This window comes from Companilactobacillus muriivasis (assembly GCF_036246245.1).
Classification (GTDB): Bacteria; Bacillota; Bacilli; order Lactobacillales; family Lactobacillaceae; genus Companilactobacillus; species Companilactobacillus muriivasis.
Map to the genome: position 1 here is coordinate 89,350 of NZ_BTTQ01000005.1, position 18,034 is coordinate 107,383.

Here is an 18,034-nt window from a genome sequence, read left to right on the forward strand (position 1 = left end):
TCGCTTTGTTATAACGTCAATTTTATTATTAGCGCATATTTTACTATCGTAGAAATCATAAGTGGTGGATAAGATATCGTTTTATCAGAGCGGTATTTCACATATCTCCAAACTTTTGCTCTATTTCTTCCATGTGGTCTGCCAAATACTGTCACATATGCAAAGAGTTATTTTAATCATGAAAACTAGTAATTAGACTTCATGCCGTTATGATGCTTGGCGTTCATTTTCGCCGTCCTTACTCTACTGTCTAATGTGGTCACTAGCCGTCTCGCCGCATTTTCAAATATTCGTCGGGCATTTTTACTCTGCATCAGTTGAACATGTGTGGTAATGCCACAATCATTTTAGTGATTTTGTTCTGTAAGTAGGATTTCCCTTTTTTATAGGCTATCATATACTTAACGAATAATGACATCACAACTAAAGGCGAGGAAAACTATGACACCAAAACGAATCTTCTCAGCTTCGCTGATTCTTTTAGCTGGCTTAAGCATCACTCTCGTGGCTTGTTCTGAAAAAAACGATACCGGTACGAGCACTACGAAAAGTTCATCTTCCCAGGTTTCTAAACAGGCGGTCAAAAAAGTGTCCGCTAAACAACAGATGCTTAACAAAGTTGAACAGACATACAAACACGCATATCTGTTCAACTATGAATCAGATGAAGAATCTCTATTCCACAATGCGGCATTCTTGATTAACCCAGACACTCGTAAAGCTGCATTTCTATTCACAAATACACACAAGATTATTGAAATGACCTATGAGACAAACATCAAACCTGAAGGGACTTCCACAGGAGGCTGGAATCGTCTAACCTATAACGGAACGTCCTACGTCTGGCAGGACCAATTTGATAACGATGACAACTCTATATTCATGTCCCTTGAACACGATGATACTGGAAGCGACTTTCAGACCGCCTACAAAAAGACCATCTCTGATGCAGTTAACTTCGCATTCGACAAAGAATAGTGATGCCACGGTATAGACGCACACGTTTTGATGCAGTATAATCAAATTAATCAGGAGATTCATGGAGGACACATCAATGGAAACTGTAATTGGCTTTACCATTATTGGCGGTATCATTCTTGCCATTGTTGCACTAATCATGCTTATCTTTGCTGCTCTGCGCAAACGGCCAAAGAAGCTAAGTGTCATCCTTTTAGTAGTCGGAATTGCACTTCCAACTGCTGCAACTCTTTTTGGGGTTATATCGGGTGTTGGTTCTGCTGACTATACTGTTACCTCTAAGGCAGAAGGTAAAGACTTCATCGCCAATGCTACCACCAAAGAGATTGAAGGCAAAACCCTTGAGTTTAAGGTTACCGAAGTTGGCGATGAAAGCCAGATGGGTGTCGGTCTTGCTGCTCCGGGCGGTTTTGACGTTCTCTTACCCGTAACCAAAGAAACACGTAAAATTAAGGCCGGTGATACCATTACCGTTAAATGTGAAGCTGTTGGTAACATAGTTGGTATTCCTGCTGTATCTGCAACTTTAGAATAATAACCACCGAAGAGGCTGAAAAGCCTCTTTTTATTCGCTTCGTTCTGAAATATCTTGGTGGGTCACAGTAGCAAAATAGCCGCCGTTACCTAAGCAACAGCGGCTATCTTTGGTGGTGATTTTGGTGGGGCACCTTTGTTATGACCCACTATTTAGCCCGTTTTATGACAACCGAAACGCCGTTAAATCAACGTTCTGGCTTCAACTTCACTTACTTCATTATTCCCACTCAATAGTAGCTGGTGGCTTGCTCGTAATGTCATAAACTACACGGTTAACGTGATCAACTTCGTTTACGATTCTAACCGAGATCTTTTGCAATACATCCCAAGGGATTTGTGCAAAGTCAGCTGTCATACCATCGATTGAAGTAACGGCACGGATTCCGATTGTATAGTCGTAAGTTCTACCATCACCCATAACACCAACTGAACGAATTCCTGGTAATACTGTAAAGTATTGCCAGATTTTTTCGTCTAAGCCGTTTTTAGCGATTTCGTCACGGAGAACCCAGTCACTATCGCGAACGATTTGTAACTTCTCTTCGGTAACTTCACCGATAACACGGATTCCAAGGCCAGGACCTGGGAATGGTTGACGCCAAACTAGGTCATGTGGCATACCTAATTTTTCACCAAGTTCACGAACTTCATCTTTGAACAATGTTCTCAATGGTTCGATCAACTTAAATTGCATGTCTTCTGGAAGTCCACCAACATTGTGGTGAGATTTGATTGTTTGAGCAGTACTTGTACCACTTTCGATAACGTCTGTATAAAGTGTTCCTTGAGCTAGAAAGTCGATTCCATCCAACTTTGTAGCTTCATCGTTAAACACTTGGATAAATTCGTTACCAATAATCTTACGTTTCTTTTCTGGATCAGTTACGCCAGCAAGTTTGTCTAGGAAACGTTTTTGAGCATCAACTTTGATAATGTTCAAACCAAACTTACCTTTCAAACTATCCATAACTTGATCTGCTTCGTTCTTACGTAGCAAACCATGATCAACGAAGATACTTGTTAATTGAGTACCAATGGCTTTGTGTAACAAAACACCAACAACTGAAGAGTCGACACCACCAGATAGTCCAAGAAGAACCTTCTTGTCACCAACAGTTTCACGAATCTTAGCAATTTGTTGATCGATGAAATCAGTCATTGACCAGTTAGCTTCTGCTCCACACACATCAAAAGCAAAATGCTTCAAGATATCCAAACCGAATTCAGTATTTCTAACTTCGGCATGGAATTGAACACCATACATCTTCTTTTCGTCATTAGCGATTGAAGAAATAGGTGCATTCTTACTTGTAGCAACAACTTTGAATCCTTCAGGTGCTTCTCTTACAAGGTCACCATGACTCATCCAAACATATTGCTTTTCTGGTAAGCCTTTAAATAATACAGAATCTGTATCTTTAACGGTAATGTCAGCACGTCCGTATTCACGGTTATCAGCTGATTCAACTTTTCCGCCAAGGTTATAAGACATCAATTGCATACCGTAACAAATACCAAGGATAGGAATTCCTAGCTTGTAAATGTCTTGGTCGAGCGTAAAGGCATCCTTGTCGTAGACACTCATTGGTCCACCAGAAAGGATAATACCCTTAGGATTGATTTCTTTAACTTCTGCAGCAGTAATAGTATTTGGTAATAATTCTGAATAAATACCAATATCTCTGATTCGACGAGTAATCAATTGGTTGTATTGACTACCGTAGTCTAGAACGATGATGCTATCAGCATCAGGCCATTGCTTGCTCAAATCAATTTCCCCCATTTTTTTTATTTATTCTATTGTATACGAAATTCAGTTCCATGTCATATACTGTAAGCGCTTAATATTTACGAAGATAAATTTTATCAATTTGGTGATCTTCTGACTTATGTAAAATTAAGTTGGCTCGATTCATCGTTGGCTTGATGTAATCCCGTAAATTAGGATAATTTATTGTCTCCCAAACGTGCTTTGCCATATCCATAGCGCTCTTTTCCGGAATCTGGGTGAATTGGTAGTAGTAACTATTAGGATCGTTTCTAGCCAAATCTAGCAGCTTTTCGAAGCGTTTCAGGAACCATTTCTCAATATCTTCGACCTCTGCATCAATATAAATCGAAAAATCAAAAAAGTCACTGACATAGATCTGCTCGTTATGAGGCAATTGTAGTACATTTATACCTTCAACGATTAAAATATCCGGATTATCTGTTTCTTCATATCGGTCAGGAATGATGTCATAAATATTGTGTGAGTACAGTGGATACTTAATCTTTCCACCTTTAGTCTTAACTTCACCAAGAAAATTCAAAAGTTTTTCCATATCGTATGTTTCGGGAAAACCTTTTTTATCCATTAAATTACGTTCTTTTAAAATCTTGCTGGGATATAAGAAACCGTCAGTCGTCATCTGAGAAACTTTATATTGTGGATAGGCACGTTCCAACATAATCTTCAACAAACGTGCAGTCGTACTCTTACCCACTGCCACTGAACCGGAAACACCGATGATGAACGGAATCTTGCGTGTCGAACGATTAACCAATTCATTCTTCAACTTCGTCAATTTGCGATAATTCTTCAAATATATATGAAGTAAATGACGAATTGGAGCGTAAATTGAGCGCACGTCATCGATGGAAATCTCATCATCCAAGGATTTGATTTTCCTTAACTCTCCGTCAGTAATTGCCTGCTTAGTGTATTCGCCGTGGAAACTTTCCCATTGTTTTCGAGTAAATTCATCGTAGTTAGTTAAACTTTGCATATTATTAGACCCTGCTTAATATAATAATTAACTTTTATTAGTTTTCTGGTATTCTAGTATAGTATAGAACATTTTCAAAAAAGGAAACATATATGAAGAGAATAGTATTATTTGGGGACTCGACCATGATGGGGTTTCGGGATGGAAAAGCCAGCGATACGCTAGCTAAACGCATTCGGAAAGACTTTCCTGGTTATGAAGTCATTAATATGTCGATTTCGGACTACAAAACCAATAATGCTATGACACGTGTTGATCGTGTGGCACGACTAGATCCCGCAGTAGTTATTTTAGGATTTGGCGCCAACGATATTTCCACAGATGATGAAATCAAACCCGGTAAATTTGCCGCAAACCTGACTAATATAATTACGACTCTCGGTAGTGAGCGTGTTATTCTACTCTCGCCACCGTACATTGATTGGATTAAAGACCCTACTAGACCATGGACGCGCCAGCTGCAATTTGAGTTGGTAACGGAACATCTCAGCAAACAACTTGACGTATCGTATATCGATTTATTACACGATATGACTAATTGCGCCAATCTAAAAGAATTATTACAGACAGACGGTTTGCACTTTACCAAGCAAGGTTATAATCTCTTAGAAGACGAGTTAATACCAGAAATTAAAGCCACGCTAGCAAGAAAATCAGAACTAGTGTCAAATTAAGGAGCACTTTATGGATTTAAATATTCCTCAAAAATATTTTATTTTATCGTGTAACGAAAAAGGTAGCATTCGTATTTTTAAGAATACCAGACGTCGTGCTTATTTAGCTGAAAGCTCATTTTTCGACTTAGCACTAAATGATATTATCGATTTGACAGACAACAGTGTCATCATTAATAAGGTTTTGCCCGACGACAAAACGTATTTGAACGAATTTTTCCAAATCATCAACAAGAACCAAGGCCGCAGCGTCAATCACGTTTTAAGAGCCATGGCAACCAACGAAAAAATCACTCGTATTATTTACAACGAAATCGGTGATTCCCTAGTTGATAAAGTCGACGTGACCAAAGCAGTGACCGGATTAGTATTCAAGACAAACAATTACCTACCTAACCGCAGTGTTAAACGAGAATTGGTAGCCGATTTACGTAAAGAAATCCTAACAGCGGAAAAAGTTTCACCAGAAGCATTTGCCCTATTAGCCACTTTATACGGAAATCACGATTTGAAGTTCTACTTCTCACAATTCGAGCAGAAACAGTTGAAAGATAAAATTGAGTTGTATCAAAATGACCCAACTTATGAGAAGTTGTTTGAGCTTTCTAAGAAGTTGAATCGAGTTACTTTAACACTTCTAAGTTAGAGAGTGGAGCAAGGGCGGTCAGCTCCCGAGCATTTGTGTAACTTCACGAATTATCCGAGTACCTTGCGGATGATTTGGGAAGTTATGCAAAGCGGAAGGAGTTGCCCTTGTGTAGCTCGTTTCAGAGCCACCGCATATATAAACAAGGGCATTACAAGCAATCATAATAGATTACTCGTAATGCCTTTTTAGTATCCAAATATTCATATAAAACTAATAAAACTGCAGCAAGTCCAAAAGAAAGAGCCGAACCTTGCCAGTGATTTCACCAGCAGTGAAAGTGGAGTTAGGGCTTTAGCCCTTACTCCACAGGACGACTTTGGAGACTTGCCGATTTTTGGCAAGGCTTCAAAGCGAGACTTGAGACCTTGGCTCAAGTCGGTCCTCACAGCAGGTGAAAATCACTGGCAAGGTTCGGCGGCAATGACCTAATATCCCATATCGACAGGATCTCCAGGCAATCTCAACAATTTAGGTTTCCCATAATAATAACCCTGACGCAATTGAATATTAAAGTCCTTGCTCAATTGTGCATCATGATCATTCTCAATACCCTCAAGAATCATGCGCAATCCATATTCTTCACTGATAGCGTGCCAGAAATGCAACTTCTGTTGAATTTTTGGATCCTCGAAACCAGTCTTGAAGTTTTGCAAAGCAAATTTAATTTCCGATGCCAAAGGTAGGAACTCTTGGATACTTCTGAAGTCGTTAACACCAGTTCCAACATCATCCAAAGATATTTGCATCCCTGATTCAACAAACTTTCTTAAATATGGAATCAAGCTTGTATCAGGATAACTCTTAGGTCCCTTTTCTTCAGTTAATTCAACAACTAGCTTAGCTGGATAAAGTTGTGTTTGACTTGTAATAATTGCTTTAGCTACAGTTGTATCCATCAATTGTTCACGACTAATATTCACGGAACAATATTGAACCTTTTCGCCTAAAATCTTCGTAGTTGCTACTAATAAATCAGACGTTGTTTCAGAACTAATCGCAGTAAATGATTCAGGTAAACGCCAGCCTTCGGGTGTCAATTGCTTAATTAACAATTCATATCCAAAGATGCTTCTGGTACGCCCGTTCAGCTGTGGTTGAACAAAATAACGATAAATCGGTTTCATTCATTTATCACCTCTTTGATGAGTTTACATTTGTACTATTCCTTGTATACTTGTAGTATACGACAACTAGAAAGGATAGCAACATCACGAAAAAGAAAGTAATTATTGTCGGCTGCACCCATGCAGGAATCGCGGCCATTAAACAAATTCTCAAATATTATCCTAATACGGACATAACTGTTTACGAGCGTCATGCCGAAATTTCATTCCTATCTTGTGGAACATATCTACACTTAGGTGGAACTGTTAAAAACTTAGACGATGTTTTTTATGCAGATCCCGACGAATTTACTAAACAAGGTGTTAAAATGCGCCTGCTTCATGATGTTATCAGTATCGATGCTGATAAACACACTATCTTAGTTCAAGACTTAAAGACCAAAGAATTAGTACATGACGATTATGACAAGCTGATTATGGCAACTGGATCAATCACTGCCATACCTGCAATCAGCGGAATTGAAAATCCCAAAGTTATGCTTTGCAAAACTTGCGACCAAGCTCACGAATTATACGCTGCAGCTCAAACTCATCACAAAATTGCCATTGTCGGCGGTGGATATGCTGGAGTTGAACTAGCCGAAGGCTATATTAAGTCTGGTCACGAGGTCACCATAATTGAACGTGGTCCACATCTTCTTAGTCAATATATGGACCCTATTATGGCCAAAAAAGTTGAAACATTACTTGTTGAACATGGCGTTAAAATCTTAACCAATACTACTGTAACGCAATTCGACGACTTACAGAATGAACAGATCAACGTCAAAACAACTAAATCAGAATGTGCCGTTGACATGGTTGCCATCGCACCCGGAGTTATCCCTCAGTCAGATCTTTTGGCAGGGCAAGTCAAGTTGTCTAAAAATGGTGCAATCGTAACTGATCCTTATATGTGTACGACAAACCCTGATATTTTCGCAGCCGGAGACGCTACCGAAGTTCGCTACAATCCAACCTTGAGTCAAGCCTACATGCCTCTAGCTTCACATGCTGTTCGCCAAGGTACTCTAGCTGGAATCAATGTTTTGGACAAACGTCTCAGATCAATTGGTACCCAAGCTACAACTGGCATGCTTTTGTTTGGTAAAACAATTGCTTGTACCGGATTAACTTTTGACAAAGCTCAAGAGGCTCGATTCGATACCGGAGTTGCCTTTTATCATGGTAATTACCGTCCTGACTTTATGCCAACAACTGCTGAAATTACGATTGAATTAGTTTATGATAAAATCAGCCGCAAAGTGTTAGGTGCCCAAATGATGTCTGACCACGAAATTTCACAATCAGCCAACACCATTTCTGTTGTGATTCAAAATGGCAACACAATTGATGAATTAGCATTTCTCGATATGCTATTCTCACCTAACTTTGACGAACCATTTAATTATTTGAATTTAGTTGCTCAAGTTGCTGTGGACCAAGAACATGGTTATTTGAGAAAATAGATATTCTGAAAGCAAAACTATAAAAAAGTTTTGCTTTTTTTGTTGACTTCATAATTAAAAGAAAGTAATATAGTTCGCATACGAACGAACAGGAGGAAGATATCATGATTGACCCTGAGACGACAATTATGTTTCAAATCAGAGGTGCTTCTTTGAAAATTGACCGTTATATTAAAGCGCAATATCCGATATTTAATCATGCTCCCGAGCATATATCTAAGTTGCAAGGAATGGCCGCCGGTTATATTGCAATGAATGATGACCACGAAGTATTCCAAAGAGATCTCGAACACGGAATGTCGATTAGTAAGTCCACTGCCAGTGGTTTAGTTCAGCGGATGGTCAAGAATGGTATCATCGAAACTTCCCCTTCTAGTCAAGATGCACGCTATAAACGTTTGATGTTAACACAGCAAGCCAGAGCAAAAATGCAAGAGGTCGATAATGCGGCTTCAGAAGTGGAATCGTCATTGAAAAAAGATATTTCCGACAATGATATGAAGACCTTTTTCAAAGTTTTGAAACAAATTTCTAAAAATGCTGAATAAGCATTTTATTTTTAGATATATAGTTCGCATGCGAACCTATATAGGATAAGGAGTTGCCAATGTTTAAGCTACTAAAAAGAATGAATAAAAAAGAATACGGCATGATGGCGATAAGTACCTTGTTCATCGTCATTCAAGTCTGGTTGGAACTAAGCATTCCCGGATACATGTCAACAATCACTCAACGAATCGAGACTAAAGGAACAACCGTCAGCCAGATTATTCAACCTGGTGCGATGATGATTCTTTGCTCAATTGCCAGTGTCCTAGCCGCCGTTGTGACAGGTTACTTCGTTGCTAAAATTGCTGGTGGTTTTTCCGCCCGTGTTAGAAAAGATGTCTTCAACCAAGTTATGGATTACTCAACTCAAGACATTAAGAATTTTTCCGTTTCAAGTTTGTTAACACGTTCAACCAATGATATTACCCAAATTCAACAATTCGTTGCTATGGGTCTACAAGTTATCATCAAAGCTCCCATCACTGCTGTTTGGGCAATTACTAAGATTGCTGGTAAAGGCTGGGAATGGACGACTGCTACTGCTGTTGCCGTAGTACTCTTGTGCTTAATGTTGACGCTTATTTTAACTAAGGTTCAACCAAAATTCAAAATGGTTCAAAGTTTAACTGACCGTTTGAACTTAGTTACGCAAGAAAATCTATCTGGTATTCGGGTTGTTCACGCCTATAACGCTGAAGATTACCAAAACGATAAGTTTAACAAAGCAAACGATGATTTAACTGGTACTAACTTGTTTGCCTATCGTTTCTTAGCTTTGATGAACCCCGGAATGACATTCATCTCTAGTGCATTGACACTAGCCGTCTACGGAATTGGTGCAGTTATCATCAACCAAGCTGTTGGGATGCAAAGATTAACATTGTTCAGTGACATGATTGTGTTCTCATCATATGCCATGCAAGTTATCTTAGGATTCCTACTACTATCAATGATTTTCATTTTATTGCCACGTGTAACTGTTTCAGCTGGAAGAATCAACGAAGTTTTAGCAATTAAACCATCAATTAAATTTAATCAAGAATCTGCATCTGAACCAAAAACTCAAGGTGAATTAGAATTCAAAAATGTTACTTTTAAATATCCTGGTGCTGAAAAACCTGCGATTGAGAATTTATCATTGAAGGCTAAGCAAGGCGAAACTGTCGCTATTATCGGATCAACTGGTAGTGGTAAGAGTTCAGCTTTGAACTTGATTCCTAGATTGTACGATGCGACTAGTGGACAAGTTTTAATCGATAATGTCGATGTCAGAGATTACGCCCAGTCAGATTTGAATAATCGCATTGGATATATTCCTCAAAAAGCTGTGTTATTCAGTGGTGATATCAAGAGCAATATCGACTTCGGAACAAGCACTAATAAGTCAGACCAACTATCTGATAATGAAGCCTATGATGCTTTAGACATAGCCCAATCAAAGATTTTTGTTGAAGAAAAAGACCAGCAATTAGCTTCAACTGTTGCCCAACATGGTGACAATTTCTCCGGTGGTCAAAAACAACGTTTAGCCATTGCTCGTGCTATTGCTAGAAAACCCGAAATACTATTGTTCGATGATTCATTCTCAGCTTTGGATTATGAAACTGACAAAAAATTACGTGACACTTTGAAACAAAAAGCTGCACAAACAACCAAAGTTATCGTTGCCCAACGTATCAGTACGATTATCGATGCCGACGAAATTATTGTGTTGGATAAAGGCCAAGTTGTCGGTCAAGGTACACACGAAGAATTACTAAAAGATAACGAAGTTTATCAACAAATCGCATACTCACAACTATCAAAGGAGGAACTTGCCTAATGCGCAGAGCTAATACTAGAGGAGTCAGTATCAAAGATGGCGTTGTTGAATACGGACGTTCATATATTGGACCAGTTCTTATTGCGGTAATATTTGCCATTTTAGGTAGCGTTGCTTCAATTGTTGGTCCGAGTCAATTGAGTAAAATTACTGATTTGATAACTGACGGTTTGGTCAAAGGTATCGATGTCGCTCAAGTTATGAAAATCGTCATCATCTTGGGAATAATTTATGCTGTTGGAGCTATTATGTCATATGGACAAGGCTTCATCATGGCAACCGTAACACAGAAGTTCACTCAAAAATTAAGAACCAGAATCACTACTAAAATCAATAAATTACCATTGAACTATTTCGACACTCACAACGAAGGTGACACTTTAAGCCGTGTTACCAATGACTTGGATACCATGGGACAATCATTGAACCAAAGTTTGGGAACGTTGATCTCCTCCGTCACTTTATTTGTCGGCGTTGTCATAATGATGTTAGTAACAAATGTTCCAATGAGTATTACCGCTATCGTTTCCGTGCTAGCTGGCTTTATCGGTACCATCGCTTTGATGTCTAAATCACAGAAATTTTTCAATGCCCAACAGAGTCGCCTAGCCGATATCTCAAGTTATACTGAAGAAATCTACTCAGGTCACGCTGTTGTTAAAACTTACAATTATACAGATACAGCTAAAACTGATTTCGATCAAATGAACAATCACTTGTATGATGCCGTTTGGAAGTCACAGTTCATGTCTGGTATCATGCAACCATTGATGGGATTCATTGGTAACTTCGGTTACGTTATGGTCTGTATCGTTGGTGGTATCATGGCAATCAACGGTAATTTGAGCATGGGTACAATCGTTGCTTTCATGATTTACGTTCGTCTATTTTCACAACCACTATCACAAATTGCTCAAGCATTCTCGAGTTTACAAACTGCATCAGCTGCGATGAAACGTGTCTTCGGATTCTTGAAGGAATCTGAAGAAGTTGACGATTCTGAAAAAACTGATAAGTTGATCAAAACTACTGGGGATGTTGAATTCGATAACGTTGAATTTGGATATTTACCTGGTCAAAAGATTTTGAAAAACTTTACGATGCACGCTAAACCTGGTCAAAAAATTGCTATCGTTGGTCCTACTGGATCTGGTAAGACAACGACCGTCAACTTATTGATGAGATTCTACGATTTAAACAGCGGTACGATTAAAATTGACGGCGTTGATATTACTGATATGAAGCGTACCGAAGTACGTAATCAATTCGATATGGTATTGCAAGACGCTTGGTTATTCGACGACACTATTAAAAATAATTTAGTTTATAATCAACCTAACGTAACAGACGAACAAATCAGAAAAGCCTGTGAAGCTGTCGGCATCGATCACTTTATTGATACGTTGCCGAATGGTTTCGATACATTGCTGGACGATTCTGTCAGCTTGTCAGTTGGTCAAAAACAATTATTAACTATTGCCAGAGCTTTAATCAGAAATGCCCCAATGTTAATTCTTGATGAAGCCACAAGTTCAGTTGATACTAGAACTGAGGAACAGATTCAAAAGGCCATGGATTTATTAACGAAAGGTAGAACATCATTCGTTATTGCCCATAGATTATCTACTATTAAGAATGCGGATGTAATCTTAGTAGTCAAAGATGGTGAAATTATTGAACGTGGTGATCATACCGAGTTGATGAAAGAAAATGGTTTTTACGCTAATATGTATAACAGTCAATTTCAAGAATAAATTACGCAAAAGAGACAAGTAATCCGATTTTTGATTGCTTGTCTCTTTTGTTTTAAGCGGAAAAAGCTATGTTTTGTTGCGCGTTTATGCTCGATGCCATGCCGCATAACCGATTGTTGGGAACAAACTAGTTAATCGTCCGATTTGTTCTGGGTCTAACTTGAATTCAATTGCTGGTAACAAGGCATTCACTGCATCCTGAGCTTGATCACTAATTTCAGTCACACCTAATAAATGACCATCTTTGTCATGAATTTGTTTACTCTGAGCAATCGGTTCCTTATCAACTTTGTAATACCAATAGTTGGCTAAATCATTCTCAGAAACTTGATAACCTTTTGCTTCAGCTTCTTCTACAGAAACACCTGCTTCGGCAATTCGTGGCGACGTGAAGACAACTGACGGAATCACTGGCATATCAATTGGTTCAGTCGTTTGACCAGAGAATAATTTCATCAAATATTTCGATTCAAAGTAAGCTGCCGGTGTTACTTTTGGTAAATTATTGGATACCACATCCCCAGCCGCATAAATATTCTCGATATTTGTTTGGAGATAATCATTTACGAAAACTCCAGTTTTATCGTATTTCACTCCAACGTTATCCAAACCTAAATTGTCTAGGTTAGGAATTCGACCTGTTGCATCCAAAATCCAATCAGTGGTTAATTGTTGATCATCGGCATAGTTTACTTGATAACTGGCACCAACCTTTTCAAATGACTGAACCCGTGAATTTTCGATAAATGTAACACCACGTTGCTTCAAATCATCGACTACCATTTTGACATATGGTTGATGGAAATTACGTAAAACTTTGTCAGAATGCAACATGACGGTTACTTGAGCTCCGGCGGCATTCGCTATTGTAGCAAATTCCATTCCAATATAACCGGAGCCGACAATCGTAATGTGCTCTGGCAACTGCTTGAGATTCATGAAGTCTTCACTATCATGCGCCAGTTCAGTTCCAACGATATTCAAACGGTGTGGTCGTAATCCTGTCGCAATCACAATTTTTTCAGCCGTAACTTCACCCACATTATCGACAATAACAGTGTGATTATTTTTAAACGTCGCATGACCCTTGATTATCATCGCACCATTGCTTTCCAAACGTTCAGTTAAATCCTGTGGTAAATTCTCGATAATTTCTTGTTTATGTTCAACATTTTTCGTCCAATCAAGCTTGAGATCACCCTCAAAAATATCGCCCATTCGTTCAGATTCACGGACCATTTTAACTGGCTCATCCAATGTGATTTTGGCATTACAGCCACGATTTGGACAAGTTCCACCAATCAAACCACTTTCGATAACACCAACTTTGACACCAGTTTTAGCTAACGGTGCCCCACCATCAAATGTGGCATGACCCGCTCCAATATAAAGTACGTCGTAATCGTATTTAACCATCCAGCTGACCTCCAAAGTTTTTTCTATACATTCAACATAATGCATTCCGGAAAAGGTGGCAATAAATTCGATTATTTACATTTTTCGCTGTTCTTCAAAAAAATAGTAAAAAGTTCCAATTATACAAACATATGTTCGCATAATGATGTATAATGCCTTTAAGAAATAATTATTGATTGGAGAACAATTATGAATAACAGTGAGATTAAAGCATTAGCAGATAATTTTCTTAATTTGGACGATGTTCAAAGCGCCCTATATAACTTAAAAGTTGGTGATAGACTTGAAGAAGTCATCTCAATTTTTGACCAAAAACATTTAAACAATAACGTTGATGAATCTACAGTTAACAAGCTGGTCGAATATTTAAACCAAGAACACAGTGACTACATCTTCAATCTTGGTCGAGGATTTGGCGCCCCACACCTCTACATTGCTTGGAGAAAATTGAAAAAAAGAAATGAGAAGAATCATGAATCAAAAACGATGTTGGATTTAGAAAAAGAGCTCAACAAAGCAGGAATTCATACCGATATTTTATTCCATACAGATCCCGATAAGTTGCTTACAGATGATGAGTTTGAATCCAACCTAACTTTTTACAAAAGCATTTTTAAATAACAAGTTTCAAAACACAAAAAAATGAGCAATCAGACTAGATTACTCGTTTTATAGTGCATCACTCATTGACCAAGTTACAGTACTTTGATATTCACCAGATAACGGAACTCCCCTTGTGCCTAGTAAAATACCGGTATTAGGGTCACTATTATCACCAAAAATCGAATAAGAAACAGGATTCTCCGAAGCCGTGCTATCACCAGAAGCAATCGTTGGATTTTCTGATAATGAGATTGGAGTACCAGAATCTTCACTTAATTGCACCATTTGTAAGTTAGAGATTTCACTGTAATTCCCACTTTCATCTTGGCGTTTCATATTGTCAGCTTGAGCCTGTAGTTTCCACTTGGACTTGTAACTATCAACTTTTATATCCCAGTTGCCGTCACGTTGGACATATCTGGGAACAATGCTGCCACGTGGGTCAATTGTCTTGAAACGATAATCATCCACTTCGACTTGCGCACCGGTTGGCAAAACTTTGACTGTATAGTTAACGGTATTCGTCTTACGTAGGTATCGATCCATCACGTAGGCATTCAATTTGTAGTCGCCAGCTGACAATTTATCAGTCCAACTAGTTTTCGGATTAAGCTTATACGGTGTTTTAACCTTATCCTCAGATTTCTTAGGTCGGTCAGCCAAGGTCATAACCGGTGTATCACTATTGCCATCAGTTTGAGCAAAAACAGCTAGATCACCATTCTGCAAAAGATAATCAGTTGAATCACTCGTTGGATATGTGAAAGTCATTGGTAATCTAAATGGTAAATTAGAAATTGCCGTTAATTCAGCTTTTGTTGCTGAAATACTTGGTGTTATATCAGGCACATTTACCTCATAAGTTACTGAGTTCGATGCTGTATCTCCATCATAAGCAGTTACACCAATCTCATTGAGACCAACCTTTAAACCAGTTGCTGTTTTCAGATAATCATCAACCGATTGTTGACTATTGTCATCAAATAATTTGGCTCCAATTGGTTCCAACTCAACTGTAAAGTCACCCTTATCAGTAACTTTATCAGTCACATTTTGTGATACTTCAGCCTGTTTTGTTCCATCAGCGTTGGTGATTTGATACTTAATTGACGTAATTTTATTCGTAAAATTGGAGTTATCTGCATATGCATAACTTCCGTTTAATCTCACATTGCTGTTGTCATGTACGGTTTGTTTCAAATCGGTTGAATCAGGTGTTAAAATCAATTCTTTATCATTAACGATAACCTTATACTCAACCGGATTAGAATCACGCTTTCCGTCACTTACATAAAAAGTAATTGTATGTGTGCCAGCTAATAGAGTACCAGCAGGAATTTTGATATGAAGGTTTGCTGGATTTGAAATACCATTACCACTCACACCAATACTTGTATACATGCCATCATCAACTTTGAAATACCCCTTTAAAGTACCAGAATCAATATTATCGCCATTTGTATATGACAAATCACTAGTCAACGTAATCGGATCAGTAACCTTAACAGTCTGAGGATTATCTCCAGTTGCCACCAATTTTAAATCCTTATAATCTTTGACATTCACTGTATAAGTTATTTTATTAGACACTCGATTTAAGGAGTCCGTTGCATAAACTTCAATAGTATTTTTACCAATCTTCAACGGACTGCCTTCACTCAATGCATTTGATGCAGCCATCGTATAGCTACCAGTCGTTGCCCCAGAAGTTGTGTTGGCTGTGGCAGCACCAATATCTTTACCATTGATAGTTGTATGTATCTGAACTGCCTTATTATCAAAGGTCGAGTTATTTACATAATTAATTGTCCCATTAAGTGTCACATCTTCATCTGAAGCTACATCCTGCTCAGTTTTATCACTGGCAATATTCAATTGATCATTAATGATGAAAACAGGTGTCGTAACATCAGAAATAAAATTATTACTACGGTAAGAAATCGGTTCACCATCAACTAACTGTGGTGTCGTTGTCGCATTTGCTTGCCCATAAAGATAAATGGTCGCTTTTTGACCTTCAGTATCCATATCAGGAAGGTCCATGTTTAATACTTGATCTCCGCTTTTAGCATCAGTTGTAATGTCACTAGCTGAAATCTCAAATGACTTACTAGGGTCAGAGCCTTCACCCGAGTAAACTACTTTGCCAATACTTTGGTCACCAACAGAACTCGATAGTCCTGCCTTGAAATTAATGTTTTTAGGTAAATGTAGCACACTCTTAATGTCACCAGTATTCATCGTTCCAGAATCATATTTCAAGTCATATTGAAATAGTAAATTATCATTATTAGCAACATTATAAGTTGTTTTATTTAAGAATCCATCTATTGGGTTGCTGAGTGAAGGATTGTACAAGTTATTTTGATTCAAGTCACTAATTTCACGGCCTAATTCACCATTACTATCATATTGTGACATGTCATAAAGTTTAGCCGTATTTTCAACATTAGCTGTATTAGGCATCTGCTGCATGATAATCGCATAATCTTTCGCAGCGGAATATTCTGAACCAGTTGAGGCTGTGAATCCCCAGCGAATATTATCGTTTTTACTAACTTTAGATAAATCGATTGAGCCACTACCAGAACTTTTAAGATTAAAACCAGTAGCCGTTCCATCAATCTTTTGATCATTAAAACTATATTTATAAGATGCCATTGTCGAACCTGCATCAGCTGGCGGAGTATATTTAAATGTCAAATGTCGCCAAGCTTTGTCCGCGTTCATATCAGAAGGACTAGAAGATGAATATCCAGAAATTTCAATATTATTGGAAGTACCGCTCTGATATGCTTGTGAAAAATAATAGAAACCTTTATTAACATTGTAAGTACCCATAGCTGATTTATATGTTGCACTATCCCCAGGGTAACCAGTAGTTAGATGTTGTCCTTTATAGTTACTATCTGCGTCAAAATAATCATCTGTACCAGTTATCTTTTCAAAAATCAGACCATCAAGAGCGGATTTTGGTGCCCTATAATTTTGAACAGCATCCATTTCAAACGCAAAGCTATTTTGAATACCTGTAGTATATAAATTATCAAATAAAGTGGCAGAAGGTGGACTAAGGATACTTCCACCAGTGGCCGTTAATGGTTGGTGATCGGCAGAACTACCAGCCCAAACACCTAAAGTTTCTCCATAGGAGGGTTTTCCTTTATCAGTACCACCGATAGCTGTGGATATAGCTTTAGCACCTCTGGAATCATCCTGTAAAACTAAAGCCATACCATCAGATGTTAAATTATCTTTCACGGTACTATCATAAAGATCAGACTTACTCCCTGATTTATCACTGTAGAAATGATAAGTATCGCCAAAATAAAGCCACGCTGAAATAGTCTGCGGCTTATCTAATCTGAAAGAATTATATAGCTTGGTTTCAGAACTATCACTATATTTTTTACCCCAAAAAGAACTAACTTGATTGTTAGCTTTATTGGCGCTTAACATTTCAACGATATTAGCTGGATAATTGGTTAACAAAGTTGCTCCGTTAGTTCCGTTTTCATAATTAGGATTATCAATTAATCCGTCCAACGATAATCCATCTGGAGCATCCTGATATACTTCAGTTTTTGTAGGCGGAGTCGTCGCTGCCTTAACCGAAGAAAATTTAGTTGTTAACCCCAAAATGGTTAAAAAAGCCATCATTAACAATATAAATTTTATTCTGTTATTTTTCATACTTCTTTCCCTCACAAAT

The 18,034-nt window shown here is 38.1% G+C and carries 14 protein-coding genes; 9 read left to right on the forward strand and 5 right to left on the reverse strand.

The window, feature by feature from the left end; genetic code table 11:
• Window positions 1-588: 588 nt before the first annotated feature.
• Window positions 589-978, forward strand: coding sequence for a hypothetical protein (locus tag AAA923_RS07105; protein ID WP_054746442.1), 390 nt, complete (start codon window positions 589-591; stop codon window positions 976-978).
• A gap of 76 nt (window positions 979-1,054) precedes the next feature.
• Window positions 1,055-1,513 (forward strand): hypothetical protein, encoded by a 459-nt coding sequence (locus AAA923_RS07110; RefSeq protein ID WP_054746443.1) that lies wholly within the window; start codon window positions 1,055-1,057, stop codon window positions 1,511-1,513.
• 219 nt (window positions 1,514-1,732) lie between these two features.
• On the opposite strand, the gene guaA is transcribed toward AAA923_RS07110, so the two are convergent.
• Window positions 1,733-3,298, reverse strand: coding sequence for a glutamine-hydrolyzing GMP synthase (guaA, locus tag AAA923_RS07115; RefSeq protein WP_338215851.1), 1,566 nt, complete (start codon window positions 3,296-3,298; stop codon window positions 1,733-1,735).
• A gap of 58 nt (window positions 3,299-3,356) precedes the next feature.
• Window positions 3,357-4,283, reverse strand: a complete 927-nt coding sequence (gene coaA, locus AAA923_RS07120) for a type I pantothenate kinase (RefSeq protein WP_338215853.1) — start codon at window positions 4,281-4,283, stop codon at window positions 3,357-3,359.
• A gap of 92 nt (window positions 4,284-4,375) precedes the next feature.
• Between coaA and AAA923_RS07125 the strand changes: the two genes are divergently transcribed.
• The gene (locus AAA923_RS07125; protein WP_338215855.1) at window positions 4,376-4,957 is read left to right on the forward strand and encodes an SGNH/GDSL hydrolase family protein; all 582 of its coding nucleotides are present in this window, start codon (window positions 4,376-4,378) and stop codon (window positions 4,955-4,957) included.
• Window positions 4,958-4,967: 10 nt separating this feature from the next.
• Window positions 4,968-5,603: a GPP34 family phosphoprotein gene (locus AAA923_RS07130; RefSeq protein WP_338215857.1), complete on the forward strand. Its 636-nt coding sequence runs from the start codon at window positions 4,968-4,970 to the stop codon at window positions 5,601-5,603.
• 428 nt (window positions 5,604-6,031) lie between these two features.
• Here AAA923_RS07130 and AAA923_RS07135 read toward each other — a convergent pair whose 3' ends face one another.
• Entirely contained in the window at window positions 6,032-6,730 is a 699-nt protein-coding gene (locus AAA923_RS07135) for an EAL domain-containing protein (protein ID WP_338215859.1), read from the reverse strand.
• Window positions 6,731-6,813: 83 nt separating this feature from the next.
• Between AAA923_RS07135 and AAA923_RS07140 the strand changes: the two genes are divergently transcribed.
• From AAA923_RS07140 to AAA923_RS07155, 4 genes are all read left to right on the forward strand, one after another.
• A complete protein-coding gene (locus AAA923_RS07140) occupies window positions 6,814-8,178 on the forward strand; it encodes an FAD-dependent oxidoreductase (RefSeq protein WP_338216039.1) in 1,365 nt (454 codons plus the stop codon).
• Window positions 8,179-8,282: 104 nt separating this feature from the next.
• Window positions 8,283-8,726 (forward strand): MarR family winged helix-turn-helix transcriptional regulator, encoded by a 444-nt coding sequence (locus AAA923_RS07145; protein WP_338215861.1) that lies wholly within the window; start codon window positions 8,283-8,285, stop codon window positions 8,724-8,726.
• Between the two features lie 59 nt (window positions 8,727-8,785).
• Entirely contained in the window at window positions 8,786-10,549 is a 1,764-nt protein-coding gene (locus AAA923_RS07150) for an ABC transporter ATP-binding protein (protein WP_338215864.1), read from the forward strand.
• Window positions 10,549-12,303 (forward strand): ABC transporter ATP-binding protein, encoded by a 1,755-nt coding sequence (locus tag AAA923_RS07155; protein ID WP_338215866.1) that lies wholly within the window; start codon window positions 10,549-10,551, stop codon window positions 12,301-12,303. The genes AAA923_RS07150 and AAA923_RS07155 overlap by 1 nt, the downstream gene beginning before the upstream one ends.
• An 84-nt stretch (window positions 12,304-12,387) precedes the next feature.
• On the opposite strand, the gene AAA923_RS07160 is transcribed toward AAA923_RS07155, so the two are convergent.
• Window positions 12,388-13,719 carry a dihydrolipoyl dehydrogenase family protein gene (locus AAA923_RS07160; RefSeq protein ID WP_338215868.1) on the reverse strand — a complete coding sequence of 444 codons (1,332 nt, stop codon included), beginning with the start codon at window positions 13,717-13,719 and terminating at the stop codon, window positions 12,388-12,390.
• Between the two features lie 189 nt (window positions 13,720-13,908).
• Here AAA923_RS07160 and AAA923_RS07165 point away from each other — a divergent pair, with 189 nt between their 5' ends.
• Entirely contained in the window at window positions 13,909-14,340 is a 432-nt protein-coding gene (locus AAA923_RS07165; protein ID WP_338215870.1) for a hypothetical protein, read from the forward strand.
• 48 nt (window positions 14,341-14,388) lie between these two features.
• On the opposite strand, the gene AAA923_RS07170 is transcribed toward AAA923_RS07165, so the two are convergent.
• Window positions 14,389-18,015, reverse strand: coding sequence for a hypothetical protein (locus tag AAA923_RS07170; protein ID WP_338215872.1), 3,627 nt, complete (start codon window positions 18,013-18,015; stop codon window positions 14,389-14,391).
• Between the last annotated feature and the right edge of the window lie 19 nt (window positions 18,016-18,034).

Excerpts from the sequence above, each read along its gene's own strand:
- AAA923_RS07110 (WP_054746443.1), top strand. The coding sequence starts at position 1,055 with ATGGAAACTGTAATTGGCTTTACCATTATTGGCGGTATCATTCTTGCC.
- guaA (WP_338215851.1), bottom strand. The coding sequence starts at position 3,298 with ATGGGGGAAATTGATTTGAGCAAGCAATGGCCTGATGCTGATAGCATC.
- coaA (WP_338215853.1), bottom strand. The coding sequence starts at position 4,283 with ATGCAAAGTTTAACTAACTACGATGAATTTACTCGAAAACAATGGGAA.
- AAA923_RS07125 (WP_338215855.1), top strand. The coding sequence starts at position 4,376 with ATGAAGAGAATAGTATTATTTGGGGACTCGACCATGATGGGGTTTCGG.
- AAA923_RS07130 (WP_338215857.1), top strand. The coding sequence starts at position 4,968 with ATGGATTTAAATATTCCTCAAAAATATTTTATTTTATCGTGTAACGAA.
- AAA923_RS07135 (WP_338215859.1), bottom strand. The coding sequence starts at position 6,730 with ATGAAACCGATTTATCGTTATTTTGTTCAACCACAGCTGAACGGGCGT.
- AAA923_RS07145 (WP_338215861.1), top strand. The coding sequence starts at position 8,283 with ATGATTGACCCTGAGACGACAATTATGTTTCAAATCAGAGGTGCTTCT.
- AAA923_RS07150 (WP_338215864.1), top strand. The coding sequence starts at position 8,786 with ATGTTTAAGCTACTAAAAAGAATGAATAAAAAAGAATACGGCATGATG.
- AAA923_RS07155 (WP_338215866.1), top strand. The coding sequence starts at position 10,549 with ATGCGCAGAGCTAATACTAGAGGAGTCAGTATCAAAGATGGCGTTGTT.
- AAA923_RS07160 (WP_338215868.1), bottom strand. The coding sequence starts at position 13,719 with ATGGTTAAATACGATTACGACGTACTTTATATTGGAGCGGGTCATGCC.
- AAA923_RS07165 (WP_338215870.1), top strand. The coding sequence starts at position 13,909 with ATGAATAACAGTGAGATTAAAGCATTAGCAGATAATTTTCTTAATTTG.
- AAA923_RS07170 (WP_338215872.1), bottom strand. The coding sequence starts at position 18,015 with ATGAAAAATAACAGAATAAAATTTATATTGTTAATGATGGCTTTTTTA.